The sequence below is a fragment of the Sphingomonas sp. BLHR8 genome, assembly GCF_056821725.1.
Genome location: NZ_JBPDIM010000002.1, coordinates 185713 through 210314, shown reverse-complemented (window position 1 = coordinate 210314; position 24602 = coordinate 185713). Strand labels below are relative to the sequence as shown.

General features: G+C 70.1%; 27 protein-coding genes and 1 pseudogene. 8 read left to right on the top strand and 20 right to left on the bottom strand.

All coding sequences use genetic code 11. The annotated features are described in order from the left end of the window. Positions 1–74 precede the first annotated feature (74 nt). From ACRYJK_RS11030 to ACRYJK_RS11020, 3 genes are read right to left on the bottom strand one after another with little or no spacing between them, the layout of a single operon-like run. The gene (locus ACRYJK_RS11030) at positions 75–788 is read right to left on the bottom strand and encodes a M48 family metallopeptidase (protein WP_482667635.1); all 714 of its coding nucleotides are present in this window, start codon (positions 786–788) and stop codon (positions 75–77) included. After that, a complete protein-coding gene (locus ACRYJK_RS11025) occupies positions 785–1231 on the bottom strand; it encodes a YcgN family cysteine cluster protein (RefSeq protein ID WP_482667634.1) in 447 nt (148 codons plus the stop codon). Before ACRYJK_RS11025 ends, ACRYJK_RS11030 begins: the two co-directional genes overlap by 4 nt. Positions 1232–1242: 11 nt before the next feature. Then, positions 1243–1872 carry an SCO family protein gene (locus tag ACRYJK_RS11020; protein ID WP_482667633.1) on the bottom strand — a complete coding sequence of 210 codons (630 nt, stop codon included), beginning with the start codon at positions 1870–1872 and terminating at the stop codon, positions 1243–1245. Between the two features lie 77 nt (positions 1873–1949). On the opposite strand from ACRYJK_RS11020, the gene ACRYJK_RS11015 reads away from it, so the two are divergent. Further along, positions 1950–2576: an ankyrin repeat domain-containing protein gene (locus ACRYJK_RS11015; protein WP_482667632.1), complete on the top strand. Its 627-nt coding sequence runs from the start codon at positions 1950–1952 to the stop codon at positions 2574–2576. A gap of 30 nt (positions 2577–2606) precedes the next feature. Here the strand turns inward: ACRYJK_RS11015 and ACRYJK_RS11010 are convergent, their stop codons facing one another. The 9 genes from ACRYJK_RS11010 to ACRYJK_RS10970 form a co-directional block, all read right to left on the bottom strand. Then, a complete protein-coding gene (locus tag ACRYJK_RS11010) occupies positions 2607–3116 on the bottom strand; it encodes an MmcB family DNA repair protein (protein WP_482667631.1) in 510 nt (169 codons plus the stop codon). Between the two features lie 76 nt (positions 3117–3192). Next, a complete protein-coding gene (locus ACRYJK_RS11005) occupies positions 3193–3846 on the bottom strand; it encodes a cell wall hydrolase (protein WP_482667630.1) in 654 nt (217 codons plus the stop codon). 285 nt (positions 3847–4131) lie between these two features. After that, positions 4132–4476, bottom strand: coding sequence for a DUF1491 family protein (locus tag ACRYJK_RS11000; protein ID WP_482667629.1), 345 nt, complete (start codon positions 4474–4476; stop codon positions 4132–4134). Further along, the gene (locus ACRYJK_RS10995) at positions 4473–4934 is read right to left on the bottom strand and encodes a PaaI family thioesterase (protein ID WP_482667628.1); all 462 of its coding nucleotides are present in this window, start codon (positions 4932–4934) and stop codon (positions 4473–4475) included. The genes ACRYJK_RS11000 and ACRYJK_RS10995 overlap by 4 nt, the downstream gene beginning before the upstream one ends. A gap of 15 nt (positions 4935–4949) precedes the next feature. Further along, positions 4950–5417, bottom strand: coding sequence for a PTS sugar transporter subunit IIA (locus ACRYJK_RS10990; RefSeq protein ID WP_482667627.1), 468 nt, complete (start codon positions 5415–5417; stop codon positions 4950–4952). A gap of 141 nt (positions 5418–5558) precedes the next feature. Then, the gene (hpf, locus tag ACRYJK_RS10985; RefSeq protein WP_482667626.1) at positions 5559–6137 is read right to left on the bottom strand and encodes a ribosome hibernation-promoting factor, HPF/YfiA family; all 579 of its coding nucleotides are present in this window, start codon (positions 6135–6137) and stop codon (positions 5559–5561) included. Between the two features lie 72 nt (positions 6138–6209). Beyond that, positions 6210–6899 carry a DNA polymerase III subunit epsilon gene (gene dnaQ, locus ACRYJK_RS10980; RefSeq protein WP_482667625.1) on the bottom strand — a complete coding sequence of 230 codons (690 nt, stop codon included), beginning with the start codon at positions 6897–6899 and terminating at the stop codon, positions 6210–6212. An 11-nt stretch (positions 6900–6910) separates the two neighbouring features. Further along, positions 6911–7531, bottom strand: a complete 621-nt coding sequence (gene coaE, locus ACRYJK_RS10975) for a dephospho-CoA kinase (protein WP_482667624.1) — start codon at positions 7529–7531, stop codon at positions 6911–6913. Then, positions 7528–8358: a shikimate dehydrogenase family protein gene (locus ACRYJK_RS10970; RefSeq protein ID WP_482667623.1), complete on the bottom strand. Its 831-nt coding sequence runs from the start codon at positions 8356–8358 to the stop codon at positions 7528–7530. Before ACRYJK_RS10970 ends, coaE begins: the two co-directional genes overlap by 4 nt. Positions 8359–8598: 240 nt before the next feature. Between ACRYJK_RS10970 and ACRYJK_RS10965 the strand changes: the two genes are divergently transcribed. Further along, a complete protein-coding gene (locus tag ACRYJK_RS10965) occupies positions 8599–10158 on the top strand; it encodes a peptide chain release factor 3 (RefSeq protein ID WP_482667753.1) in 1560 nt (519 codons plus the stop codon). A gap of 159 nt (positions 10159–10317) precedes the next feature. Here the strand turns inward: ACRYJK_RS10965 and ACRYJK_RS10960 are convergent, their stop codons facing one another. Then, positions 10318–12681 carry a TonB-dependent receptor gene (locus ACRYJK_RS10960; RefSeq protein WP_482667622.1) on the bottom strand — a complete coding sequence of 788 codons (2364 nt, stop codon included), beginning with the start codon at positions 12679–12681 and terminating at the stop codon, positions 10318–10320. Positions 12682–12816: 135 nt separating this feature from the next. On the opposite strand from ACRYJK_RS10960, the gene ACRYJK_RS10955 reads away from it, so the two are divergent. After that, the gene (locus tag ACRYJK_RS10955) at positions 12817–13494 is read left to right on the top strand and encodes a TetR/AcrR family transcriptional regulator (protein WP_482667621.1); all 678 of its coding nucleotides are present in this window, start codon (positions 12817–12819) and stop codon (positions 13492–13494) included. Here the strand turns inward: ACRYJK_RS10955 and ACRYJK_RS10950 are convergent. The 7 genes and pseudogenes from ACRYJK_RS10950 to hisS all read right to left on the bottom strand — a co-directional run bounded on the left by ACRYJK_RS10950 (position 13404) and on the right by hisS (position 19737). Continuing rightward, positions 13404–14654, bottom strand: coding sequence for a GumC domain-containing protein (locus ACRYJK_RS10950; RefSeq protein ID WP_482667620.1), 1251 nt, complete (start codon positions 14652–14654; stop codon positions 13404–13406). The genes ACRYJK_RS10955 and ACRYJK_RS10950 overlap by 91 nt on opposite strands. A 119-nt stretch (positions 14655–14773) precedes the next feature. Next, entirely contained in the window at positions 14774–15709 is a 936-nt protein-coding gene (locus tag ACRYJK_RS10945) for a DUF4167 domain-containing protein (protein ID WP_482667619.1), read from the bottom strand. A 304-nt stretch (positions 15710–16013) separates the two neighbouring features. Further along, entirely contained in the window at positions 16014–16844 is an 831-nt protein-coding gene (gene prmC, locus ACRYJK_RS10940) for a peptide chain release factor N(5)-glutamine methyltransferase (RefSeq protein WP_482667618.1), read from the bottom strand. Further along, entirely contained in the window at positions 16841–17914 is a 1074-nt protein-coding gene (gene prfA / locus ACRYJK_RS10935) for a peptide chain release factor 1 (protein ID WP_482667617.1), read from the bottom strand. Before prfA ends, prmC begins: the two co-directional genes overlap by 4 nt. Beyond that, positions 17911–18312 carry a type II toxin-antitoxin system HicB family antitoxin gene (locus ACRYJK_RS10930; protein WP_482667752.1) on the bottom strand — a complete coding sequence of 134 codons (402 nt, stop codon included), beginning with the start codon at positions 18310–18312 and terminating at the stop codon, positions 17911–17913. Before ACRYJK_RS10930 ends, prfA begins: the two co-directional genes overlap by 4 nt. Positions 18313–18408: 96 nt before the next feature. Then, positions 18409–18501 (bottom strand): annotated as a pseudogene (locus ACRYJK_RS10925) (type II toxin-antitoxin system HicA family toxin); the annotation flags it as partial. A 6-nt stretch (positions 18502–18507) separates the two neighbouring features. Beyond that, positions 18508–19737, bottom strand: coding sequence for a histidine--tRNA ligase (gene hisS / locus ACRYJK_RS10920; RefSeq protein ID WP_482667616.1), 1230 nt, complete (start codon positions 19735–19737; stop codon positions 18508–18510). An 84-nt stretch (positions 19738–19821) separates the two neighbouring features. On the opposite strand from hisS, the gene ACRYJK_RS10915 reads away from it, so the two are divergent. The 5 genes from ACRYJK_RS10915 to truB all read left to right on the top strand — a co-directional run bounded on the left by ACRYJK_RS10915 (position 19822) and on the right by truB (position 24601). Beyond that, positions 19822–21831 (top strand): M61 family metallopeptidase, encoded by a 2010-nt coding sequence (locus ACRYJK_RS10915; protein ID WP_482667615.1) that lies wholly within the window; start codon positions 19822–19824, stop codon positions 21829–21831. Between the two features lie 55 nt (positions 21832–21886). Continuing rightward, complete coding sequence (gene ppa / locus ACRYJK_RS10910; RefSeq protein WP_482667614.1) at positions 21887–22420, top strand: inorganic diphosphatase; 534 nt, start codon at positions 21887–21889, stop codon at positions 22418–22420. Between the two features lie 63 nt (positions 22421–22483). Continuing rightward, the gene (locus ACRYJK_RS10905; protein ID WP_482667613.1) at positions 22484–23062 is read left to right on the top strand and encodes a thymidine kinase; all 579 of its coding nucleotides are present in this window, start codon (positions 22484–22486) and stop codon (positions 23060–23062) included. Further along, a complete protein-coding gene (locus ACRYJK_RS10900) occupies positions 23052–23588 on the top strand; it encodes a GNAT family N-acetyltransferase (RefSeq protein ID WP_482667612.1) in 537 nt (178 codons plus the stop codon). Before ACRYJK_RS10905 ends, ACRYJK_RS10900 begins: the two co-directional genes overlap by 11 nt. Continuing rightward, positions 23585–24601 carry a tRNA pseudouridine(55) synthase TruB gene (gene truB / locus ACRYJK_RS10895; protein WP_482667611.1) on the top strand — a complete coding sequence of 339 codons (1017 nt, stop codon included), beginning with the start codon at positions 23585–23587 and terminating at the stop codon, positions 24599–24601. The genes ACRYJK_RS10900 and truB overlap by 4 nt, the downstream gene beginning before the upstream one ends. The last annotated feature ends 1 nt before the right edge of the window (position 24602 follow it).

Here is a 24602-nt window from a genome sequence, read left to right as displayed (position 1 = left end):
GGGGGGCGGCGGTGGCGCCCCGCGGCGGCGGCGGCGCAGCTTTGAACCGCCGTGCGCAACAGCCCGTGCCGCCCTCAGCCGAAATCGACTCGCTGCAACGCCGCGCCGTTCGCGCGCAGCCAGGCGCGCGCGCGTTCGGGCTCGCCGGCGCCGGCCAGCCGCTGCTCCGCCGCGCGGAACTCGGGGCTGTGGTCGAGGTGGAGCAGATGCGCGACCTCATGCGCGGCGATTGCCTGGCGCACCCGGTCGGGCGCCATCATCAGCCGCCACGAGAAGCGCAACGTGCCCCGGCTGGAGCAGCTGCCCCAGCGGCTGCGCGGGTCGCCCACCGCCACGCTCGCCACGCGCACCCCCGCCGTGGCCGCCAGCGCCTCGCAGCGTGCGGTGAAATCGGCGCGCGCCTGAACGGCCAGCCAGCGCGCCACACGGCGCCCCAGCCCCTCCGCCGGTCCCCCCACGATCAGCCGCGCGCCCTCGACCCGCGGCGTGCGCGGCGCGGCGGGGGAATGCGCGAGCGTCAGCGCCCCCTCCCCCCACGGCAGCGTCGCGCCGGCGCGAACCAGCACCCGCGCCGGAGCGGCGGCGGCGGCGCGCGCGATCCAGTCGCCGTGACCCGCCACCCAGTCGCGCGCGCGGGCGAGGCTCGACCGCGGCGGCAGCGTCAGTTTGAGTTCGCCGCGCCCCGCGTCCCAGCGCAGCCGCAGCCGCCGCGCCGCGGGGTGCCGCCGCACGCGCACCGGCAGCAACGCATCGCCGACCTCGACCGCAAACCCCTCGCCCGCGCTCACAGCTCGCGTTCGACGATGTGGTGCTCGATCGGCCCGGCGAGCGTTTCGCTCACCACCCAGCCGCGCACCGACTCGCCGACGCGATGCACCGCTTCGCGATCGCCGCAGACGAGGTAGTGCCAGCGCGGCAGCGGCCGACCAGCCGCGCGCAGGCGATAGGCGCAGGTGCGCGGCAGCCAGGCGATCTGCCGCACATTCTCCTTGGTCAGCGTCAGGCAGTCGGGGACGTAGCGTTTGCGCTGCGGATAGGCGGTGCAGCGCGCCTTGTCGCAGTCGAGCAGACGGCAGGCGACGTTGGTCGGCCACACCGGCCCCGGCGAGCCGTCGTCGGTCTCCTCCTCGACCTTGTGCAGGCAGCATTTGCCGCAGCCGTCGCACAACGCCTCCCACTCGGCGCGGTCGAGGCTGTCGAGCGGACGCTCCCAGAAGCGGTCTTGCGCCACGTCGCCGCGCGTCAGCGCACCCAGCGCGCGAGTTCGGCGGCGACGAGCTCGGGCTTGCCTTCGTTGACGTCGGGCGTCGACACATCGTCGATCGGGATCAGCGCCACCGGCTCCCCTCCCGGCCCCATCAGATAGGCGAGCTGCGTATGCGCGACGAGGTAGCGGTCGGGCGCCGACCCCGGCTGCTTGCGGTAGGTGATGAGAAACGCTTTCGCGACGTCGGCGATCTGCTGCGGCGTGCCGGTCAGGCCGATGAGGCGCGGGTGGAACTGCGCCGCGAACCGCCCGACGACCTCCTGCGTATCGCGCTCGGGATCGATGGTGATGAAGATCGGCTGGATCCGCGCGGCCCGCGCCGGGTCCTGCCGCTCGAACTCTTTCAGCCCCAACATCAGATAGTTGAGGTCGACCGGGCAGACGTCGGGGCAAAAGCTGTAGCCGAAATACATCAGCCGGTATTTGCCGGCGAAGTCGCGGTCGGTGACGGTGCGACCGTCCGCCGCGGTCAGGCTGAACGGTCCGCCGACGCGCGCTCCATCGAGCGGGCGCGAGGCGGGCGCGGCCGTGGTCGGCGCACCCGAATTGCAGGCGCCCAGCATCAGCGTGGCGGCGGCGAGGAGCGAGAAACGAGCGAGGTTCATGGCGCGCTCAGCCTTGCGTTGGCACGGCGGCTAATGCAACTCGCGACCGACACCTCGACCTGACGAAAGCGATCACCATGCGCTCGATCTTCGCCCCATTCGCCCTCGCTGGCGCCATCCTGGCCGCGTCGCTGGTCGGTACCGCCAGCGCACCCGCGGCGGCGCAGTCGTCGCTCACCAGCGCGGGCTATCAGCTCCTCCAGGCGACCCGCCAGCGCGACGGGGACAAGGCGACCAACCTGCTCCGCGACGGCAGCGGCACGCTGGTCAACACGCGCGATGCCAACAGTGGCGAAACTCCGCTGGCGATCGCGACGGCGCGCCGCGACCTCAGCTGGATGCGGTTTTTCCTCGCGCGGCGGGCGGACGCCAACATCGGCACGCGCGACGGGACGACGCCGCTGATGACCGCGACGCTGCTCGGCTTTGCCGACGGCGCGACGCTCCTGCTCGGGCAGGGGGCGCGGATCAATCAGGTCAACAATCGCGGCGAGAGCGCGCTCCACATCGCGGTGCAGCGCGGCGATCCGGCGATGGTGCGGCTGCTAATGGGTGCGGGGGCGGACCCCCGGCTGCAGGATCGCGTCGCGGGGCTGAGTCCGCTCGAATATGCGCAGCGCGACCCGCGGCTGGCGGGCGTGGTGACGCTGATGACCGCCCGTCCCGCGCAGCGTTCGACCGCGCCGGTGCAGGGTCCCCGCTAGGTCGCGCGAGCCGCTCGCGTCAGCGGCGGGTCAGCGCCGCCAGCCGGGCAGGTCGCTGTCGCCGATCATCAGGTCGGGATCGATCGCCACCATCGACCGGCGCATGGCGATGCGCGCGATGCGGAGATGCTCCGCCTTGCGCCGCGCTGGGGCGAGGGGGTGCTCCGCCGCCTCGCGCACGACTTCGGCGTCGTAGCGGTCGGCGACGATCAGCCCGCAGCGATCGGGCAGCCGGGTCTGGTCATGGCAGGGCGCGGGGTCGAGCCCCGGCGGCAGCGCCCAGAAAAACCGGTCGCAATATTCGAGATAGTCGGGCCATTTTGCATCGCCGAGCAGGTCGCCGCGCGCGACCTTGATCTCGACGATGTGAATGCGCCCCTTGGCGTCCAGAGCGACGATGTCGGCGCGCCGCCCGTTGGGCAGCGGCACTTCGCACAGCGTCATCGCTCCGCGCCGATGGAACAGCCGCGCAAGCCCACGCGCCACGTCGGACGCGCAGAAACCGGCCTCACCGGGCAGCGGATGCGGGAGCGTCGCCATCCCCCGGCGCTAGCGCGAGCGGGGTGAACAAAGCAAGACCCCCTCCCACGCTCAGGCGCGGGAAGGGGTCGTGCGATCAGCGATAGAAGACGTGGTTGCCGATGCTCGCCACGCGCGCACGGTTCCAGCCGGGGCTGACCCGCGTCGCGTGAAAGAACAGCGCGTTGGACGCGCGGCTGTCCCAGGCATCGTCGAGCGCGACGCGCGCGATCGCGACCGCGGTGCGCCACTGGGCGCCGCCCGCCGGCTGCGGAATGACCCCGCCGCGCACGAAGCTGAACTGGCCGCGCTGCGTCAGCACGCCGCACACGCTGTTGGCGAAACGGCCGCTGCGCGCGCGGTTGATGATCACTTCGGCGACGGCGAGCTGGCCTTCGAGCGGCTCGCCCTTCGATTCATAATAAACGCCCTGCGCGAGGCAGCGGTGCTGCGCGTCGAGCACGTCGCCATCGGCCGCAGCGACCGTCGCAGCGAGCGAACCGGCCCGGCGCAGGCGCGCACGGTCGGCGGCATCGTCGCCCCGCTGGGCGGAGCGCGTTTCGTCGGCATCATCGTCGGCCGACACGCGCACCGGCAGCGTCTGGACGACGGCTTCGGAACGGAAACTGGGAGTGGACTCAACCGGCGCAGGGGTCATCGGCAGGATGACGGGGGCGGGAGTCCGGGTCGTCGGCATCGCTTCGCTGGCGAAACCGGGGGCGGTCATGGCGACCGCGGTCAAAGCAGACATGGAAATCGCCACCGTGGAGGCGATCGAAAACATGCGGAACATCAAGTCATTTTCATGTGCAGGACCGTCGCTCGTCCCGGATGCCTGTACCCGTCCAGAGGATGGGCCGATCCGTCGGCAGCGGACCCGACTGCGTGTTAACCGCCCCCGCCCGGTCCATCATGGAACCGATGCGGTAGGCCGGAGGTTCGTTCCGCTAGGAGAATACGCGGATCGCCTGTCGGCACGGGCGGCAACCTTCGCGGGGTTGCTGGCGCACGCCCCTGTTTTAGTCGGGTGACAGCGTCAATTCGCCGCGAGTGTTTCTGCGGCGAACCGTTCTGCATCCGCGATGTCGAGTTCGATCACCCAGGCATCGGGATCCGCGCGAAGTCGTTTGACCCGCGCGATATTTGTCGCTTCCGCGTCTGCGCCGTCCCCCACGATTCGCCAGCTCTCGCGCCCGTCGAGGTCGGTCCCGCGCTCCAGAATGGCTCCGGCCCGGCCCGCGTGTGCGGTTTCGATGACGATTCCCCCGGCGCGATCGTCGCCCCGCCGAAGCACCACTCCGAACCCGCCTTCAGCACTGGCGCGTCGCAACAGCGCCGACACCAGCACCCCCGCCGCGAGCCGGGGCGGCGCATCGGTCAAGCCGAGTAGCCCGCGAGCGAGGACAGCGCGAAGTTCGAGCGCATGAAGGTGCCGGTGCCGCGTCCGGCTTCATCGCCTTCGGCGTCGACCAGCGTCGCTTCCGCGACGAACACCCGCCGCCGCCCGCTCACCCAGCGGCCATGCGCGGTGACGGGCCCGGGACGGAGCGGTTTGGTGAAGAACAGGTTGAACGCCGTCGTCAGCAGGAAACGGTCGGAAACCAGGCTGTTCGCCGCGTAAAAGGCCGCGTCGTCGAGCATCTTGAAATAGAGCGTGCCGTGGCTCGCCCCTGCGGCATGGCAGTGGTCGGGCGTCACCTCGAAACGAATCTCGCTGCGTCCGGCCCCGGGAATGTGCAGCGTCGATGGAAAGCTGCGGTTGATCGGCGCAGCGGCGTAGAGCCGTTCGAGCCCGCGGAAATGTTCGGCACCGTTGGCCGGGCCATCGCCCTCGCTCACCCCCGCCGCCGCCCGTCAGGCCGCGTCGCGCGTCGGTTCGCGGTCGATCACCGCGTAGAGCGCTTCGTTGCTGCCCGCGCCGCGCAACCGGGCAACGGCCGCATCGTCGCGCAGGAACCGCGAAACCTGCGCCAGCGCCTTCAGATGGTCGGCGCCCGCATCGACGGGGGAGATCAGCACCACCGCCAGGTCCACCGGCAGGGCGTCGATCGCGTCGAAATCGATTGGCCGCCCAAACTGGATCAGCAGCGCGCGCACGCCCGATATGCCCGCGATGCGCGCGTGCGGCAGCGCGAGCCCGCGCCCGAACGCGGTCGAGCCCAGACGCTCGCGTTCGAGCAGCGCCTCCGACACTTCGCTGGCGTCGAGGCCGAGCGCGCTCGCCGCGAGCTGACCCGCCACGTCGAAGAACTGACGCTTGGATTCGATCGGGACGCCGGCGCGCACGGTCGCCGGATAGAACAGGTCGGAGAGCTGGATCATGGGGAGGATCGACTGGCTGCCTTGGATGATGATCGGCTGCCCGCTTCGTGAAAGGGCGGGACTGCGCCGACATGTGCCGAGCGATGCGCGGCGCCGCCCCTTAACGCCGCGTCGCGCCCGGCGCAAATCGGGCGCGAAAGTTCAGCTTCGCTGCGGCTCCACCCAGCCGATCGCGCCATCGGGGCGGCGATAGACCATGTTGTGGCGATCGGTCGCCGCGTTCACGAACAGCAGCGCGGTGGTGTTCCTGAGGTCCATCATCATCACCGCATCGCTGACCGACGCAGTCGGCACATCCACCCGCGTTTCGGCGATGATGGCCGGGGAATCGCCCGCGTCTTCGGCGTCGGGCTGGCCCGGGTCGAACACGGTGTAGCCCGCGTCGAGGTCGATGCCGCTCGCGCTCGCCCCGCCGTTGGCCGACGACCGATCCTTCAGCCGGCGCATGTAGCGGCGCAGCTGCTTCTCGATCTTTTCCGCCGCGCCTTCGAACGCGACGTGGGCGTCCTGCGCTTGATGCTGCGCCTTCAGGACGACGCCCTGCATGACGTGGCTGACGATGTCGCAGGTGACCGAATCATGCGGCCCGCGGCCAAAGGTCGCCTGCGCCGACAGCGCGCGCGCGAAATATTTGTCGGCAATCCCCGTCATTCGATCGGTGACGTGATCCTGGAGCGCTTCGCCAGTCGCGATCTGATGCCCCGAGATCCTGATATCCATGTCACCGTCTCCTTCGTTGATGATGTTGGTGCGCCCCCGCGCAAAGTATCGAAACCGGTCCTTCCCTCCCCGTTACGCCTGCAGCCAAATGGCGTTCGGCATCTTCGCAATGAACGCTGCGTGCGCGGCAAGTTCCGCCGCACTCGCCGCATGCGGGCGAGGCGTGCGATAGGGGCGCTCGCGCGGGGCGATGCGGATCATATCGTCCCCCGCCAGCGCATCGAGCGCGCCCAGCGCCAGCCCGATCTGCCGCCCGCCGTTGAGTTCGATATAGACCTGCGCCAGCAGTTCGGCGTCGAGCAGCGCGCCGTGCTTGACGCGGTGGCTGCGGTCGATGCCGTAACGCACGCACAGCGCATCGAGGCTGTGCTTGGCGCCCGGATGCCGCGCACGGGCGATGGCCATCGTGTCGACCATGCGCGTGCGGCACAGCGGATCGCGGCGGCAGCGGTTGAGCTCGGCATCGAGGAAGCCGAAATCGAACGCGGCGTTGTGGGCGATCAGCCGCGCGTCGTCGCCGACGAATTCGAGAAACTCCTCGACCAGATCGGCAAAGCGCGGCTTGTCAGCGAGGAAGCTGTCGGAGAGGCCATGCACCGCGAACGCTTCGGCCGGCATGGAGCGTTCGGGGTTGATGTAGCGATGCCAGCTGACCCCCGTCTCCACCCCGTCGATCAGTTCGATGCAGCCGATTTCGACAATGCGGTCGCCCGACAGGGGATCAACGCCGGTGGTTTCGGTATCGAAGACAATCTCTCGCATGGTCCGGGCGACTATGCGCCCGCCTCCGCGGTCAGGCAAGCGACCAGCGACGCTACGGCGGCGCGCGTTTCGGCGATCGGTGCGCCGGTGTCGATGACATGATGGCTGCGCGCGCGCTTGTCGGCGTCGGGGGTCTGGCGGGCGAGGATCGCCTCGAACGCTGCGTCCGTCATACCCGCGCGAGCCAGCACGCGGGCGCGCTGCACGTCGGCGGGGGCGGACACGGTGACGATGCGGTCGACCAGCGCGTGGCCGCCCTTTTCGAACAGCAGCGGGATGTCGAGCACCACCACGGCCGCGTTCGCGTTTGCATCGAGGAAGGCGCGCTGGCCCTGCGCGACGGCGGGGTGGACGATGCCCTCCAGTCGTTTGAGCGCAGCATCGTCGCCCATCACCGCATCCCGCAAGCGCACCCGGTCGACGCCCTCGGGTCCGGTGGTGCCGGGGAAGGCGTCCTCGATCGCCGGCAGCAGCGCGCCGCCGGGGCCCTGCAACCGATGCACCTCCGCATCCGCGTCGAACACCGGCACGCCAAGCTCGCGCAGCATCCCCGCGACGGTGGTCTTGCCCATGCCGATCGAGCCCGTCAGCCCGACTACCAGCGGGCGGCGCCCCTCCGCCGCGACGCTCACAGCGCCAGCCGTTCGAGCAGCGCCTCGTCCTCGTCGCGCGGCGGGGCGGCGCCGAAGAACAGCTCGAACGCCACCGCCGCCTGCCCGATCAACATGGCGAGCCCGCCGATCGTCTCCAGCCCGCGCCCATCCGCCGCGAGCAGCAGCGGCGTGTCCTGCGGCGCATAGACGAGGTCATACACCAGCGCGTCGTCGGCAAGCGGAGCGAGGTCGAGCTCGAGCGGCTCCTGCCCCTTCATCCCGAGCGGGCTCGCGTTGACGAGGAGCTGTGCTTTCGGAAGGCGCGCGTCGAGCGGCTGCACCCGGCCCTTCACCCCGAACTTCGCCAGCAGCCCCGCCGCGACCAGCGGGCGGCGGGCGAGCAGGGTCACCTCCCCCACGCCCAGCCGCGCCAGCGCGTAGAGCACCGCGCGCGCCGCCCCGCCGGCGCCGACGACGACCGCGTGCGCGCCCTCCAGCGGCACCCCGTCGAGCGGCGCGGCGAAGCCCGCGACGTCGGTGTTGGCCGCGACCAGCGCGCCGTCGTCGCCGCGGACGATCGTGTTGGCGGCGCCGATGGTCGCCGCAAGCTCGCCCGGGTCGGCGACATGATCGAGCACCGCGACCTTGTGCGGCAGCGTGACGTTGCAGCCGCGCCACGAAGGATCGTCGCGCCGCCCGGCGATGAAGGCGCCGAGTTCCTCCGCGACCACCCGCGTCGCGCGATAGTCGGCCTCGATCCCCAGCCGCTCCAGCCAGAAGCCGTGGATCGCGGGCGAGAGCGAGTGCGCGACGGGGTCGCCGACCACTTCGGCATAGGGGCGGGCGGCGGGGGTGATGCTGGCCATGCCCCTCCTTTCGCCGCCAACCGCGACGGTGGCAACCGGGCGAGGGGCAGGCCGGCGCGGTCCCCGCCTCACCCCCGACCGTCACCCGGAACTTGTTTCAGGGTCCACGCGGCGGGGCGCGACTCATGGATGCTGAAACAAATTCAGCATGACAGGGGGAAGTGGTAAGCGCCTGCCCCGCCTGCCCTACCTGCCCCGCCCGCCTTGATCCCGCGCCGCGCCGCCCTTACCGCCCGCGCGATGCTCAACCGGCGCACCTTTGCGATCATCGCCCATCCCGACGCGGGCAAGACCACGCTCACCGAACAGCTGCTGCTTTCCGCGGGGGCGGTGCACCTTGCGGGTGAGGTCAAGGCGCGCGGGGCGGCGCGGCGGGCGCGGTCGGACTGGATGGCGATCGAACAGCAGCGCGGGATTTCGGTCACCAGTTCGGTGATGACCTTCGAGCGCGAGGGGCTGGTGTTCAACCTTCTCGACACACCCGGACACGAGGATTTCGGCGAGGACACCTATCGCACGCTGACCGCGGTCGACAGCGCGGTGATGGTCATCGACGCCGCCAAGGGCATCGAGAGCCAGACGCGCAAGCTGTTCGAGGTGTGCCGCCTGCGCTCGGTGCCGATCGCGACCTTCATCAACAAGGTCGACCGCGAAGGCCGCGACGCCTTCGCGCTGCTCGACGAGATCGCCGACGTGCTGGCGCTCGACGTGTGCCCGATGAACTGGCCGGTCGGCATGGGCGGCGAGTTCGAGGGGCTATACGACTTCACCACCGGCGAGCTGATGCGCCCCGCAGGCGAATCGCGCATCGGCGGCGAGGATGTCTCGCACCACGCCTCCCCCGATGCAGCGAGCCTCGCCGACAAGCTGACCCCGGCGGGCGCGGCACGGCTGGCGGCGGAGGCGGAACTGGCGCGCGCGGGCTATCCGGAATTCGACGCCGAAGCCTATCGCGCGGGCGACCTCACCCCCGTGTGGTTTGGCTCGGCGCTGAAGCGTTTCGGCATCGCGCCGCTGCTGGCGGGGCTTGCGGAGCATGCGCCGGGACCGCGCGCGCAGCCGGCCGAGCCCGCGCCGATCGCCCCCGAGGGCACGGAAGTCACCGGGTTCGTCTTCAAGATCCAGGCGAACATGGACCCGCAGCATCGCGACCGCATCGCCTTCATGCGCGTGGTGTCGGGACAGTTCAAACGCGGCATGAAGCTCACGCCGTCGGGGCTCGGCAAGCCCCTCGCGGTGCATTCGCCGATCCTGTTCTTCGCGCAGGACCGTGAGATTGCCGACACCGCCGAGCCGGGCGACATCATCGGCATCCCCAACCACGGCGCGCTGCGGGTGGGGGATACGCTCAGCGAAAAGAATATGGTGCGCTTCACCGGTCTCCCCAACTTCGCGCCCGAGATCCTGCGCCGCGTGGCGCTGGTCGATCCGACCAAGTCCAAGCAGCTCAGGAAGGCACTCTCCGACCTCGCCGAGGAGGGCGTCATTCAGGTGTTCACGCCGGAAATCGGCGCGACGATGATCGTCGGCGTGGTCGGCCAGCTCCAGCTCGACGTGCTGATCGCGCGGCTGGCGGCGGAGTATAAGGTCGAGGCGAAGCTCGAACCCGCGCCGTTCGACACCGCGCGCTGGCTGTCGGGGCCGCAGGCGGCGCTCGATGCGTTCGCAGGGTTCCACCGCGACAAGCTTGCCCGCGACCGCGACGGCAACCCGGTGTTCCTCGCGCAGTCGGCGTGGGACGTCAGCTACCAGGCGGAACGCCACCCCGAGCTAACCTTCGCCGCCACGCGCGAGCGCTGAGAAACCAAACCCTCCACCTTGTGGCGAGGGCAGGGTGGGTGCCGAGCCGCGTCTGCGGCTCGTGAAATATGGTAGCGCGACGCCGCGATAATCTCTTCCGCTCGCAGACGCGAGCGGGCCCCTACCCCTCCCCACAAGGGGGAGGGGGAAGAACAGTGCTCAGAATCGCACCGTCACCGTGCCGAACACCTGCCGCGGCGAGCCGTAATAGGCGGTGAGCACGCCGTCGTTGCCGAGCGTCGAGCTGAACCCCGGCTGGCCGTTCGCCAGCACGAACGCGGCGGTGTCCGGGTTCTGCCGCAGGAAGCTGTAGCCCGACACGATGTAGCGCTTGTCGGTGATGTTGCGCGCGTGGAGGCCGATCGACCAGCGATCGCCCGGCGCATTCCAGACGAGGTTCGCGTCCCACAGCGCATAGGCCGGCTGGTCGAGCAGCGGGTTGGCAAGCTCGAACTGCTGGCTGTCGCTACGGTAGGAGAGCGTGGTCGATGCGGTCAGCCCGCCGCCGCCGATCGGCGCATAATAGCCGAGCGTCGCGCTGCCGGTGAACTCGGGCGTGTTCTGGAACGCGCGGCGGTCGGCGACGTCGATTCCGCGCGCGTCGATGAAGCGGCGATATTTGGCGTCGATATAGCCGCCGGTGAGGCCCAGGGAGAGGCGCCCGCCGCTCATCCCGAAATCGCGCGCGGTGAAGGTCGATTCGACCTCAATCCCGCGGATGCGCGCCGATGCGGCGTTGGTGGTGATGCCGATGAAGGTCTGCACGCCGCCCACCGTCGCGCCGATCGAACCCGGGATCTGCACGTCGGTATAGTCGGCGTTGAACGCCGCCACCGCCAGCGTCAGCGCGCGGTCGAACAGCGCGCCCTTGTAGCCGATTTCATAGCTGGTGACGGTTTCGGGATCGAACGAGAGGAAGTTGTAGATGTCCTCCTGGTCGCCCTGCGCGCCGGTTCGGCCGTTGCCGTTGAGGTCGGGGGCGGCGGTGCCGACGCCGCGCGGATCGAAACCGCCGCCTTTGAACCCTTCCGACCAGCTGGCGTAGAGGAGGTGGTCCTCGGCCGGCTTGAAGCTGATCGACGCGCGCGGCGTAAACCGTTCGAAATCGGCGCTGCCGCGGAAATCGGTCTGGCGCACCAGCGGATTGCTCGTGCCACCGAACGCCGGCGACGCACCGATGTAGAGGTTGCGCACCACCTGCGAATTGCGGTTGTCCCAGGTGTAGCGCCCGCCCACCGACAGGCTGAGCGCGGGCGTGATGTCGTAGGTCACATCGCCGAAGACCGCGCCGGTGTCGGTCCGCACATCCCCCTGCGTCAGCGCGGTAACGTTGCCGGGCAGGCGCACGTCGAACACCGTCGCCGCGCGCGCGTTGAGGTAGTAACCGCCGATCAGCCCCGACAGCGCGCCGGTGCGGAACAGCAGCTGCAGTTCCTGCGACACCTGATCATTGTTGTAGAATGCGGGAACGTCGACATCGACCGCGGCGAGCGCGTCGAAATCGATCGGCGTTGCGCTGTCGTCCTTGCGCCAGGCAGTGATCGAGCGGACGGTGATGGCGTCGCTCAATTCGGCTTCGGCGAAAAGCGACACGCCCCATGCCTCGACCCGCTGACGCGGCGACACGAGCGCCCCGCGGCTGTCATAGACGTCGCTCAGCACCGGCGTCCCGCTGACGAGGCCGGGGATCAGCCGGTGCCCGCCGCGCGGGTTGGAGCGGTCGTCGGTATAATCGCCCGACAGCCGCACGAAGATGCCGCTGCCGTGCACTTCGGCGCTGAGGCGCCCTGCCCACACATCCCTGTTGTAATTCTCGTCACCGGTGGTGAGGTTGGTGCCGAAGCCGCCACGCGACAGCCGCGCGAGCGACCCGCCGAAGCGCAGCACCCCGCTCGAGGTCGGCAGGCCGAAGCTCACCACGCCGTCGGCCTGGTTATAGCTGCCGTAGGTCGCCCGCACGCGCAGGAAGGCATCGTCATCGAGCCGCCGCGTCACATATTTGACCGCGCCGCCGATGGTGTTGCGGCCGTAGAGCGTGCCCTGCGGCCCGCGCAGCACCTCGATCCGTTCCACGTCGTAGATGTCGAGCACCGCCGCCTGCGGGCGGTTGAGATACACGTCGTCGAGATACAGCCCGACGCCCGATTCGAACCCCGCCACCGGGTCCTGCTGGCCGACGCCGCGGATGAAGGCGGTGAGCGTCGAATTGGTCCCGCGCGATGTTTCGAGCGTGACGTTGGGCGTGGTCTGGGAGAGGTCGGTGATGTCGATCGCGCCCGCGGCTTCGAGCGCTTCGCCCGAATAGGCGGTGATCGCCACCGGCACGTCGAGCAGCCGTTCCTCGCGGCGGCGCGCGGTGACGACGATGTCGGTGGCGGGGTCGGCGATGGTCGCTTGCGTGGAGGCGACCTCATCACCCGGCGCGTCGCCGGTCGAGGTCGTCTGGGCCGCTGCCGGGGCGCTCACCGCCACTGCGGCGATCGCCGAACCTGCCAGCCACACCGCTTTCGCGCTCATGTTCATGCTCACTCTCCCCGATCGGGGAGGCATGGGTCCGCCGCTTGCTGCGCGTGACCGACGCCCCCCTTGCGTCCAACTCTCCGCCTCCGTACTGAAAGGTGAACCAGGTTTCAACTCTGAAGCGAAGGGGGATCGCACATGGATGAGGAGCGTGGCCCGCGCGCCACTGCCGCCGCTCGCCAGCGCGCGCCGGTAACCGCTGCGGCGCCGACCGATCTGCCCGCCGACCCGCCGCCCCCGCGCACCGCGCGTGGTGAGCGCACCCGCCGCCGCCTGCTCGACGCCGCCGCGCGCGAGTTCGGCGAGAAAGGTTTCCACGAAGGTTCGATCAGCGGGATCACCGCGCGGGCCGGGGTCGCGCTCGGCAGTTTCTACACCTATTTCGCGACCAAGGCGGGCATCTTCCGCGCGCTCGTCAGCGATATGTCGGCGCGGGTGCGCGATCATGTCGCCCCGGCCATTGCGCAGGGCGATGACGCGATCGACCGCGAACGCCGCGCGCTCGAAGCCTTCCTCGCCTTCGCCCGTGACCATGACGAGCTCTACCGCATCGTCGACGAGGCAGAGTTCGTCGATCCGGAGAGCTTCCGGCGCCATTATGACGCGACCGCCGCGCGCATCGCCGAACGCCTGCGCCGCGGCGGCGACGAAGGCACGCTGCGCGACGATCTGGGGGAGGTCGAGGCCTGGGCCTATATGGGAATGAACGTGTTCCTGGGCCTGCGCTACGGCCGATGGGAGCGCGACGCCGACGTCGCGGAGATCGCCGCGCGCGCGAACCGGCTGCTCGCCGAAGGCATCGCCCGCCGCCGCTGAGCGCGGGTCCGCAGCATCAGGCTCAACGCCCCGACGATGGCCCCAAGCGCCGCGCCGAGCGCGACCCATGCGGCCACGATCGGTCGCGCGGGACGCGACGGGACAGCCGCGCGCTCGGCGAGGCGCAGGCGCGGCTGCACCAGCGCGCGCGTCTCGAGCGCCAGCCGCTCCGCCTTCCACCGCGCCAGCCGCTCGCGCTCCTCGTCCAGCCGTCGCGCGCGAGCCGCCGGGTCCGCCGGGAGGTTGATGTCCTCGCCGCCGCCGACGTCCGCGGACGTCTCCAGCTGGGCAAGGTTCGCCTCAAGGGTGCGCACCCGTTCGCGCGCGGTCGCCTCAGCCGCCTTCGCCTCGCGCTCGGCATCGGTCAGCGTTTCGCGCCGCTCGCGTAGCAGTTGCTGCGCCTGCGCATCGAGCCGGTCGCGTTCGGCGCGGGCGGCACGGGCGGCCGGATAGTCCGCGCCATATTGCGCCTGCCACCGGGCGAGATCCGCCGCCGCGTTCGCGCGGGCAGCGCGCAGCGCGTCGGGCAGCACCTCCGCCTCGACTTGCCCTTCCTCGAGCGCGCTGGAAGCGGCGGCGCTCCTCTCCGTGAGCGCCGCCAGCGTCAGGCGCGCGACATCCACCTCGGCGCGCGTGGCATCGGCGACGGGCGCGTCGGCCATCGCCTCGGCGATGCGCGACACCCGCAGCTCGCTGTCGGCGATACGCGCGTCGAGCGCCGCGAGCGTGGGTGCGAGGTTCGACCGGCTGCGGTCGACCTGCGCGGCGAGCAGCCCCTCCGCCCAGCGGTTGGCGAACAGCGCGGCGGCGCCCGGCGAACGACTGCTGACCGTCAGGCGCAGCCCGGCCGGTCGCTGCGTGGTGCGCACATCGAGGTGCGTGTGCAGCGCATCGAACCGCCCGCTGCCCGCGCCGGGCGGCAACAGCGGCGCCAGGATGGCGCGGCTCGTGGCGAGCGCTCGCTGGGTGTTGGCAAAGACCGACGCGGCGGAGGCCGCCATGGCCGGCTGAGCGCGCTGTGCCGGTGCGCCGCCACGCGCCGACGGCGCGGATGGCGGCACCGGCGCGACGACCCGCAACTCCGCGGTCGCACGGTAGGCGCGCGGGAGCAGGGTCGCAACGCCGACACCGGCGAGCGCGCCGATCAGGGCTCCCAGCACAGGCAGCCACCGACGCGACCGCCGATCAGCGGCTGTGTGCGGCGCATCAGCCTCCACCGGCGGCGTGGCGGACATCGACGATCAGGCCCGCGAGGGAAGGCGCAGCGCGGTCGGCGGGATCAGGCCGCCGCGTCGTCGCCTTCGGTCGCAACCACCTTGCGCGGGCGCCCGCGACGGCGCGGCGCAGGCGCGGCCTCGGCGTCTTCGGGCTGCGCCGAGGGCAGCGCCGTTTCGCTGTCCACCGACGCCGTTTCGACCGGAGCGAGGTCGAAATCGTCGCGCATCGGGATCGCGTCCATCGCGCCGATCGCGGGCGGCAGCACAGCGATGTCGATTGCGGCCGGCGCATCGTCGAAGTCGGCAGGAGCGGCGTTCATCGCCGAACCGCGATCCTCGCGCGCCCCGCGTCCGCGCGGCGCACGGCGTTCGTCGCCGCCCCGCTCGCGCCGGTTGTAGCCGCCCTCGTCCCGCTCGGCGTCGTCGCGGCCACGGCCACGATCCGCGCGACCATCGTTTTCGCTGCCATCCTGCGGGCGCGCGTCATAGCCGTTGCGCCGCGCCGGACGGTCTGCGTCATAGCCTTCGCGACGGTAGCGGTCGCCGCCACGCTCTGCGCGGTCCCCCCGATCGCCGCGCTCACCCGAACGCTCCGAGCGGTCCGGCGCACGTTCGCCGCGCTCCTGCGGGCGCTGGCGCGGGGCACGGCCGATCGAATCGATCGCGTCGAATTCGTCCTCCTCGGCCTCGGCTTCCGGCTCCTCGCGCGAATCATCGTCGCGATCCTGGAACCGGGCGCGCTGTTCCTCCTGCCGGCTGCGCGCGTCGGACAGGACGCGGAAATAATGGTCCGCAAACTGGAGGTAATATTCGGTCAGCACGCGGTCGCCCGACATCTGTGCGTCGCGCGCCATATTCTTGTATTTCTCGAGCAGCTGCGCCGCGTTGCCGCGCGCCCGGCTGTCGATGCGATTGCCGGAATCGAAACCCCCGCGATTGCCGCCCTGCGGCCGCGGATTGTTGCGACCGCGACGGCGGCCGTTCTGGCGATTGTTCATGCGGTTATGCGTTCCAAGCGTTCAAGTGCCAAGGAAATGCGGTCCTGTCGGATCCCTCTGGCGAGGTGGGCGAGCCGGCCCGTCCGGCATCGCGCGAGCCCCCCGCAAAGCCGCCATATCCTTGGCGGTGCTGCCCGCCGCTCCGTCAAGCAACGCATGTTGTCATGTCATGTCCCCGCCGCCGTTGCGCCGGAACCATGAAGACAATCGCGTCCATGGAGCGGATGAAATCGAGGCCGGCCACACGAGCCAGACCCTTTCTTTCGCGCCCCAGCGTTAGCAGCCAGCGGCGCCAAATCAACCCCTATCGTGTCAGCAGCAGCGCCCGGTCGCGCCCGCCAAGGTCCTGTGCGACGTCGATCACCGCCAGCCCGGCCTCCTGCGCCAGCGCGGTGACGGCGGCCGCCTGGCGATGCCCGATCTCCACTGCGGCGATGCCGTCAGCGGTCAGCAGCGAAGGCAGCGCCGGCAGGATGACGCGATAGTCGGCGAGCCCGTCGGCGCCCGCCCACAGCGCCTCGGCGGGTTCATGCGACAGGCTCGGCGCCGCGTCCGCCTCGCCCTCCGCAATGTAGGGCGGGTTGGCGAGCATGAGGTCGAACTGCCCGAGCCCTGCCAGCGTGGGCGCATTGTGCCAGTCGCCGGCGACGATCTCGGCGCGCTCGGTCAGCCCCAGCGCCGCACGGTTGCGCTCCGCCCAAGCGCGCGCTTGCGGCGAGCGTTCGAGCCCCACCCCCGCCGCCTCGCGCCATTGATCGAGCGCGGCGAACAGCAGCGTGCCCGGCCCGGTGCCGAGGTCGAGCACGCGCTGCGGACTCCAGTCGGGGCGCGCAGCGGTCACCCCACGCAGCAGCGTCTCGCTGTCGCTGCGCGGAATGAGCGCGCCGGGACCTACGGCGAGGCGGATCGTCCAGAAATCGGCATGGCCGAGGACGTAGGCGAGCGGCTCGCCGGTTGCGCGACGCGCAATGAGTTCGGCGAAACGATCCGGCACCTTTTCCGGCGGAGCGAGGAGCAAGGCGCCGCGCTCCACCCCCAATGCGGCCGCCAGCAACAGTTCCGCCTCGTAGCGCGGGTCGTCGGCGACGCTCGTCAGCGCAGCCGCCGCTTCCGCGAGCGCGCTGCGCAGGCTCACTCGCCCTGCGCCGCCAGCCGCGCGGCCTGGTCCTCGGCGGTCAGCGCATCGACCAACGGCGCGAGGTCGCCCTCGAGCGTCTCGGTCAGCCGATGGAGCGTTAGCCCGATGCGGTGGTCGGTGATGCGCCCCTGCGGGAAATTATAAGTGCGGATGCGCTCCGACCGGTCGCCCGATCCGACCATCGCCCGCCGCTCCCCCGCCCGCGCGCTGTGCAGTTTCTCGCGCTCCAGTTCGTAGAGCCGCGTGCGCAGCACCTGCATCGCCTTGGCGCGGTTCTTGTGCTGGCTGCGCTCGTCCTGCTGGGTGACGACGATGCCGCTGGGGAGGTGCGTGATGCGGATGGCGCTGTCGGTGGTGTTGACGTGCTGCCCGCCCGCGCCCGACGAGCGGTAAATGTCGATCTTGAGGTCCTTGTCCTCGATCGCGACGTCGACCTCGGTCGCTTCGGGCAGCACCGCAACGGTCGCCGCGCTGGTGTGGATGCGCCCGCCCGCTTCGGTCACCGGCACGCGCTGCACGCGGTGGACACCGCTCTCATATTTGAGCGCCGCGAACACGCCGCGCCCGGTGACGGTGGCGATCACCTCCTTGAACCCGCCGACTTCCGCAGCGTTGGCGGAGACGATCTCCACCCCCCAGCCGCGCGCATCGGCGAAGCGCTGATACATGCGCAGGAGGTCGCCCGCGAACAGCGCGCTTTCATCGCCGCCCACCCCGGCGCGGATTTCCAGCATGGCGGAGCGTTCGTCCGCCTCGTCACGGGGCAGCAGGGCCAGCGCCAGCGCACGTTCGGCATCGTCGAGGCGTTCGTGCAGCTCGTGCCGCTCCGCCTCCGCCAGCGCGCGCATCTCGGCATCGTCGCCGGCGATCATCGCGTCGATTTCCGCCGCCTCCCGCCGCAGCGCGGTCACCTCCTCCGCGGCGGAGGCGACCCCCTCCAGCTCCGCATAATCCTTCGACGCCGCCACAAACGCCGCCCCGTCGAGCTGCCCCGACGCCAGCCGAGCCCCCAACTCCTCCCGCCGCGCCAGGATCTGCGCGATGCGATCATCCGCGATGCGGGTCAACGCCGCCCCTCAATCTCGTTACGCGCGGCCTCGGCGAGGAACGCCGAACGGGTCAACCGGCGCAGGGCGGCAGCGCTGTCGATTGCCGCGAGCATCGCTCGATCGATTGAAATGTTCACGCGCGCAGGGCCTGCGCTGCGACCGATCCAAGGAACCATCACCAGGAACGCCCCCTCGGCAAGGTCGTCCGCGACTTCGCGCTGGATGGCCTCGATCGGGCGCGGCTCGGCGCTGACCTCCCCGTCCTCGAACCACAGGGCCAAGGCTTCGACGGCATTGGGGATCACGTCCTCCACCCGATCGGCCGCCGAAAAGCAGCCCGGGAGGTCGGGGAAATGCACGCCGAAAGCGCTGCCTTCCTCCTTGTGCACCACAGCATGGTAGTAGCGCATTGCCATCGTCCTCATTCCAGCCAACCTGCAGCCTTGGCGACCGCGCGCGGTGCCGGTCGGCAGGTCCTTTTTGGGATGGGGCACGATCACCCCCCGACCTCCAAGCACGAACTTGTGGTGTGAGCCACGCGACGACACTTCGACAAAGCCTTCGCGAAGGAGGCGCTTGACGATCCGCCGACTATCCCTTTCCATGTGTATTTATCTACACACGCCAGCCGTTTCAACCCGCCCCTGCAGCGCCCCATCCTCGCAGCGCAGACGTTCGGTCGGCTCGCCGTCGCGCAGGTCGAGGGCGAGGACGGCGGGGGTGGCGAGTTTGACGGCCTTGTCGAAGCGTTTGCGCGCGGAGCCTTCGGCGACCATCTCCACCGCCAGCCCCGCGCGACGCAGTGCGGTGGCGCGGGCGAGCGCGTCGGGGATGCGGGCGTCGTTTTCGACCACCAGCGCGACGTCGGCGATCGGGGCGGCGGGCGCCTCCGTCAGCATCGCAAGTCGCTCGATGCCCGCCGCCCAGCCGACCGCGGGGGTGGCGGGGCCGCCGAGATTTTCGATCAGCCCATCGTAGCGGCCGCCGCCGAGCACGGTGCCTTGCGCTCCCAGACGGTCGGTGATGAACTCGAACGCGGTGTGACGGTAATAGTCGAGCCCGCGCACGAGCCGGCTGTTGCGCGTCCACGCGACGCCAGCGGCATCGAGCCCGGCGATGACGTCCTCGAAAAAGCGCCCGGCCTCGTCGGAGAGGTAGGCGTCGATTTCCGGCGCGCTGTCGGCGGCGGGGCGGTCGCGCGGGTCCTTGCTGTCGAGGATGCGCAGCGGGTTGCGGTCGAGGCGGGCGACGCTGTCCTCGCTCAGTTCGTCGCGGCGCTCGGCGAAGTGCGCGATCAACGCCGAGCGCCACGCCTCGCGCGTGGCGGCGTCGCCGAGCGTGTTGAGCGTGAGCGTGGCGCCCTCGATCTTGAGCTCGCGCAGCAGCTGGTCGGCGAATGCCAGCAGCTCCACGTCCGCCAGCGGCGAGGCGGAGCCGATCACCTCCGCATCGAGCTGATGAAACTGGCGGTAGCGCCCCTTTTGCGGGCGTTCGTAGCGGAACAGCGGGCCGTGCGTCGCGACCTTCACCGGCGCGAACCGCTGCCAGCCGTCGGTCAGATAGGCGCGCGCGATTCCCGCGGTGAACTCGGGGCGCAGCGTGATCGAGTCTCCGCCCCGGTCCTCGAACGAATACATCTCCTTGGAGACGACATCGGTGGTCTCGCCGAGGCTGCGGGCGAACACCGCGGTGGGCTCGATGACCGGCACTTCGATCCGGCGGAAACCATAGAGGCGGCGCACTTTTTCGAAGGTATCGACGACGTGCTGAAAGCGATCGGCGGTGTCGCCGATCATGTCCTGCGTGCCGCGGACGGGTTGGGGGGTGGGGTTCTTGGCCATCGCGTCGCGCCCACTAGGCCAGCCGTCGCCTTTTCGCTAGGCGGGGCGGCATAAGACCAAATGTGCGGCGAGAGGGACGAATTGATGACGGGCAAGCGGATCGGACTGGGGCTCGCGAGCGCAGGCGCTCTCGCACTGGCGGCGGGGATTGCGACCCCCGGCTTTGCGCAGGATGCCATTCAGGCGGTGGCGCAGGCGGTCGGCCATGTCGTGGTCGATGGAAAGAGCCGCCCACCGATCGACCCGCGCGACGCCCCGCGCTTCCCCAACGGCGACGCGCGCCGCGCGGGCGTGATGACGCTGCTGGTGGATGCGACCAAGCCCGAAACCGGCGTCATCTCCGTCACGCAGACCATCCCCGTGGTCGAGCGCGGCGGCGAGATGGTGCTCCGCCTGCCGCAGTGGCTGCCCGGCAACCACGCCCCGCGCGGCTCGATCGAGACCATCGCCGGGGTACGCTTCGAAAGCGGCGGTCGGACGCTCAGCTGGACGCGCGATCCGCGCGACGTGTTCGCCTATCGCATTGCGCTGCCGCAGAACGCGCGCAGCGTCACCGCCCGCTTCGATGCGCTGACGCCGACGCGCAGTGCGGAAGGCCGGGTGGTGATGACCCCGGCGATGAGCAACATCCAGTGGGAAAAGCTGTCGCTCTACCCCGCACACTACGCCACGCGGAACATCCGGGTGACGCCGTCGGTACTGCTGCCCGCGGGCTGGACCGGTTACACCGCGCTCGACGGCGCACGGCGCGGCAGCGGTACCAACCGCCTCGACTATGCCGAAACCGACTACGAGACCCTCGTTGATTCGCCGATGTTCGCCGGCCAGCATGCCAAGATGTGGGACCTCGGCAATGACGTGCGCCTCGCCGTCGTCGCCGACGATGCGGCCAACATCGCCGCGGCGACCGACGCGCACATCAACATGCACCGCGCGCTGGTGTCGGAGGCGCTGGCGCTGTTCGGCTCCAAGCACTTTGACCGCTACACCTTCCTCCTCGCGCTGACCGACGAGATGGGCGGCATCGGGCTCGAGCATCAGCGCTCTAGCGAGAACAGTCTCGCCCCCGAAACCTTCAGCGAATGGGACCGCCGCGCGAGCCAGCGCGGGCTGCTGCCGCACGAGATGATCCACAGCTGGAACGGCAAGTTCCGCCGTCCGGTGGGGCTGTGGACCCCCGACTATTCGGTGCCGATGGAAGGCAACCTTCTGTGGGTGTACGAGGGGCAGACGAGCTTCTGGGACATCGTGCTCGGCGCACGGTCGGGCCTCCAATCTAAGGAATATGCGCTCGGCGAATGGGCGCGTTATGCCGCGACCTACCAGAACCAGCCGGGCCGCGCGTGGCGCAGCGTCGAGGATACGACGTTCGAGCCAGTCATCTCCGCCCGCCGCCCGCGCGCCTGGGCGAGCTACAGCCGCGGCGAGGATTATTACAACGAAAGCTCGCTGCAGTGGCTCGATGTCGATCAGCAGATCCGGCGGCTGACCGGCGGCCAGCGCGGGCTCGACGATTTCGCGAAGCTGTTCTTCGGCATTCGCAACGGCGACTGGGGCACGGTCACCTACGACTTCGACGAGGTCGTGCGCACGCTGAACGCGGTCGCGCCCTACGACTGGTCCACCTTCCTGACGCAGCGGTTCCGCACGCCGGGCGCGCCGGCGCCGCTGGGCGGGATCGAGGCGGGCGGATATCGCCTGGTCTATCGCGCCGAACCCAACGCGTTCGATGCGGAGCGCATGCGGCTCGGCACCAACCTCGACCTGCTGTTTGGGCCGGGCATGTCCATCGACCGCGACGGCACGATTTCGAGCGTGCAGTTCGACAGCCCGGCGATGCGCTCGGGCCTCACCGCGACCAACAAGATCGTCGCCGTGAACGGGCGCAGCTACTCGGCTGACCGGATGAAGGCCGCGGTCACCGCCGCGACCGACCGCAACCGGCCGGTCGAGTTGATCGTGCAGCGGGGCGACCGCGTCCGCACGGTGCGGCTCGATTACACGGGGGGCCTGCGCTACCCGCACCTTGAAAAGGTCGGTACCGGCCCGTCGGGGATCGACCGCCTGCTCGAACCGCGCCGGGCTGCGCGCTGAGCATCACCGTCCACCACGAAAAGACCCTCGCGAAAGAAGGCTTCGTCACTCTCCCATGGACATTTCCAAGATCGAGATCGGCAGCAACGTGCCGAACAACGTCAACGTCATCATCGAAGTCCCGGCGGGCGGCGAGCCGGTCAAATATGAGTTCGACAAGGGGTCGGGGGCGTTGTTCGTCGATCGCATCCTGCACACGCCGATGCGTTACCCGGCAAACTACGGTTTCGTGCCGCACACGCTGTGCGACGATGGTGACCCGCTCGACGCGCTGGTGATCGCGCGTTCGCCGTTCCTCGCCGGCTGCGTGGTGCGGGTGCGCCCGATCGCGCTCCTCCATCTGGAGGACGAGCATGGCGGCGATGAAAAGCTGATCTGCGTCCCCGACACCAAGACGTTCCCATACTACACCAACGTGCGCGAACGCGAGGATCTGCCCGACATCGTGTTCTCGCAGATTGAGCATTTCTTTACGCACTACAAGGACTTGGAGCCGGAGAAGTGGGTCCGCGTCGGCAAGTGGGGCAACGCCGACGAGGCGCGCGCCATGGTGCTGCGCTCGATCGAGATGGCTGAGGCCAGGGGCTGATTGGTGGAGCCCGGGGCGTAGCGGCCCCCTGCCCCCGCCCCCGCCCCCGCCGACACGCGACGCATGGCCAAGCTCTATTTCTACTATGCGTCGATGAACGCGGGGAAATCGACCAACCTCCTCCAGGCGGCGTTCAACTATGCCGAGCGGGGGATGCGGACGATGCTGTGGACGGCCGGGGTCGACACCCGCTCGGGCGACGGGCGCATCGCCAGCCGCATCGGGCTGAAGGCGCCCGCCCACAGCTTCGCGCGTGATACCGACCTGTTCGCCGCGGTCGGCGGGGAGCGCGACGGTCTCGCCTGCGTGCTGGTGGACGAAGCGCAATTCCTGACGCGGCAACAGGTGTGCGACCTCGCGCGAGTGGCGGACGAGCTGTCGATCCCCGTGCTCTGCTATGGCCTGCGCACCGATTTTCAGGGCGAGCTGTTCCCCGGCTCGGCGGCGCTGCTCGGCCTTGCCGATGCGCTGGTCGAGCTGAAGGCCGTCTGCGAATGCGGCCGCAAGGCGACGATGAACCTGCGCGTCGACGCGGAAGGACGCGCGGTCGGCGAAGGCGCGCAGACCGACATCGGCGGCAACGACCGCTACATCGCGCTCTGCCGGCGCCACTTCATGGAGCGGCTGCGCGATGCGTCTTGAGCAACTCACCGCGCCGATGGCCGACGGCGACCTCCGCCTCGAACCCTTTGCCCCCGCCTGGCGCGAAGGCCTGCGTGCCGCCTGTGCCGCCGACCCCGCAATCTGGGCGATCTACCCGTCCGACTGGGCGGGCGATTTTGACGCCTGCTTTGACGCCGTGCTGGCGAGCGACCTGCGCTGGCCGTTCGTGCTGCTGCTCGACGGCGAGGTGGTCGGCATGTCGGGCTACCTCAACTATTCCGAGCAGCGACAGACGGTGGAAGTCGGCGGCACGTACATCATCCCGGCGCTGCGAGGAACGCCGTTCAACCGCCGGGTCAAGAATCTGCTGCTCAACCGCGCGTTCGGCTGCGGCATCCGGCGCGTCGAGTTCCGCATCGACGAGCGGAACTCCCGCAGCCAGGCGGCGGTGGTCAAGCTCGGCGCGATGAAGGAAGGCGTGCTGCGCGCCGAGCGGGTGACGTGGACCGGCGACGTGCGCGACACGGGGCTGTTCTCGATCCTCGCGGAGGAATGGCGCGGATGAAGGCGCTCCACGGCTGGCTGGTGATCGACAAGCCGGTCGGGATCGGTTCGACGCAGGTGGTCAGCGCGGTCAAGCGCGCGTTGCGGGCGGGCGGCTATGCCAAGGTCAAGGTCGGCCACGGGGGCACGCTCGACCCGCTGGCGTCGGGCGTGCTGCCGATCGCGCTGGGCGAGGCGACCAAGCTCGCCGGGCGGATGCTCGATGCGCGCAAGGCCTATGATTTCGAGCTTACCTTTGGGACCGAAACCGCCGGCCTCGATGCGGAGGGCGAGGTGGTCGCGGAGAGCGACGTGCGCCCGATGCTGGCTGAGGTCGAGGCGGTCCTGCCGCGCTTCACCGGACCGATCGAGCAGGTGCCGCCGGCTTATTCCGCACTGAAAGTCGACGGCCAGCGCGCCTACGACCTCGCCCGGCGAGGCGAGGCGGTCGAACTGGCGCCGCGGTCAGTTGAGGTGTTCGCGCTCGCGATCCTCCCCGGCACGGGGAGGGGGACCAGCGAAGCTGGGGGAGGGGTGATCGGCCTCTCGACCCACGCTGCCCGCTCCTTCCAAGGGCCTCAACCCCTCCACCATCCTGCGGATGGTCCCCCTCCCCGTGCCGGGGAGGACCTAGCCCGCATCACCCTCTCCGCCGCGGTGTCCAAAGGCACCTACATCCGCAGCCTCGCGCGCGACATCGCCTATGCGCTCGGCACGGTCGGGCATGTCACCATGCTGCGGCGCACGCGGGCGGGACCGTTCAGGCTCACGCAGGCGATTTCACTGGACAAATTGGCCGATGCCGCTATGGCGCGCAGCCTTGAAGAGGTAGTTTTGCCGTTGGAGGCAGGGCTGGACGGTATCCCGGCTCTCTCTCTCGCGCCCGACGAGGCAAGGCTTGTTCGCCAGGGGCGGACGCTCTCCGGGCAATCCGTGGACGACGGAACCTATCTGGCGACGGACGGCCGCGTGCCGGTCGCGCTGATCGAGGTCCGCGCCGGCATGATGTCGGTGCTCCGCGGGTTCAATCTGTGAC

Bases quoted from the DNA above. Each gene is read 5' to 3' on its own strand.
- ACRYJK_RS11020 (WP_482667633.1), bottom strand. From the start codon at position 1,872: ATGAACCTCGCTCGTTTCTCGCTCCTCGCCGCCGCCACGCTGATGCTG.
- ACRYJK_RS11015 (WP_482667632.1), top strand. From the start codon at position 1,950: ATGCGCTCGATCTTCGCCCCATTCGCCCTCGCTGGCGCCATCCTGGCC.
- ACRYJK_RS11010 (WP_482667631.1), bottom strand. From the start codon at position 3,116: ATGGCGACGCTCCCGCATCCGCTGCCCGGTGAGGCCGGTTTCTGCGCG.
- ACRYJK_RS11005 (WP_482667630.1), bottom strand. From the start codon at position 3,846: ATGTCTGCTTTGACCGCGGTCGCCATGACCGCCCCCGGTTTCGCCAGC.
- ACRYJK_RS10990 (WP_482667627.1), bottom strand. From the start codon at position 5,417: ATGATCCAGCTCTCCGACCTGTTCTATCCGGCGACCGTGCGCGCCGGC.
- hpf (WP_482667626.1), bottom strand. From the start codon at position 6,137: ATGGATATCAGGATCTCGGGGCATCAGATCGCGACTGGCGAAGCGCTC.
- dnaQ (WP_482667625.1), bottom strand. From the start codon at position 6,899: ATGCGAGAGATTGTCTTCGATACCGAAACCACCGGCGTTGATCCCCTG.
- ACRYJK_RS10970 (WP_482667623.1), bottom strand. From the start codon at position 8,358: ATGGCCAGCATCACCCCCGCCGCCCGCCCCTATGCCGAAGTGGTCGGC.
- ACRYJK_RS10965 (WP_482667753.1), top strand. From the start codon at position 8,599: ATGCTCAACCGGCGCACCTTTGCGATCATCGCCCATCCCGACGCGGGC.
- ACRYJK_RS10960 (WP_482667622.1), bottom strand. From the start codon at position 12,681: ATGAACATGAGCGCGAAAGCGGTGTGGCTGGCAGGTTCGGCGATCGCC.
- ACRYJK_RS10955 (WP_482667621.1), top strand. From the start codon at position 12,817: ATGGATGAGGAGCGTGGCCCGCGCGCCACTGCCGCCGCTCGCCAGCGC.
- ACRYJK_RS10945 (WP_482667619.1), bottom strand. From the start codon at position 15,709: ATGAACAATCGCCAGAACGGCCGCCGTCGCGGTCGCAACAATCCGCGG.
- ACRYJK_RS10930 (WP_482667752.1), bottom strand. From the start codon at position 18,312: ATGGCAATGCGCTACTACCATGCTGTGGTGCACAAGGAGGAAGGCAGC.
- hisS (WP_482667616.1), bottom strand. From the start codon at position 19,737: ATGGCCAAGAACCCCACCCCCCAACCCGTCCGCGGCACGCAGGACATG.
- ACRYJK_RS10915 (WP_482667615.1), top strand. From the start codon at position 19,822: ATGACGGGCAAGCGGATCGGACTGGGGCTCGCGAGCGCAGGCGCTCTC.
- ppa (WP_482667614.1), top strand. From the start codon at position 21,887: ATGGACATTTCCAAGATCGAGATCGGCAGCAACGTGCCGAACAACGTC.
- ACRYJK_RS10905 (WP_482667613.1), top strand. From the start codon at position 22,484: ATGGCCAAGCTCTATTTCTACTATGCGTCGATGAACGCGGGGAAATCG.
- ACRYJK_RS10900 (WP_482667612.1), top strand. From the start codon at position 23,052: ATGCGTCTTGAGCAACTCACCGCGCCGATGGCCGACGGCGACCTCCGC.
- truB (WP_482667611.1), top strand. From the start codon at position 23,585: ATGAAGGCGCTCCACGGCTGGCTGGTGATCGACAAGCCGGTCGGGATC.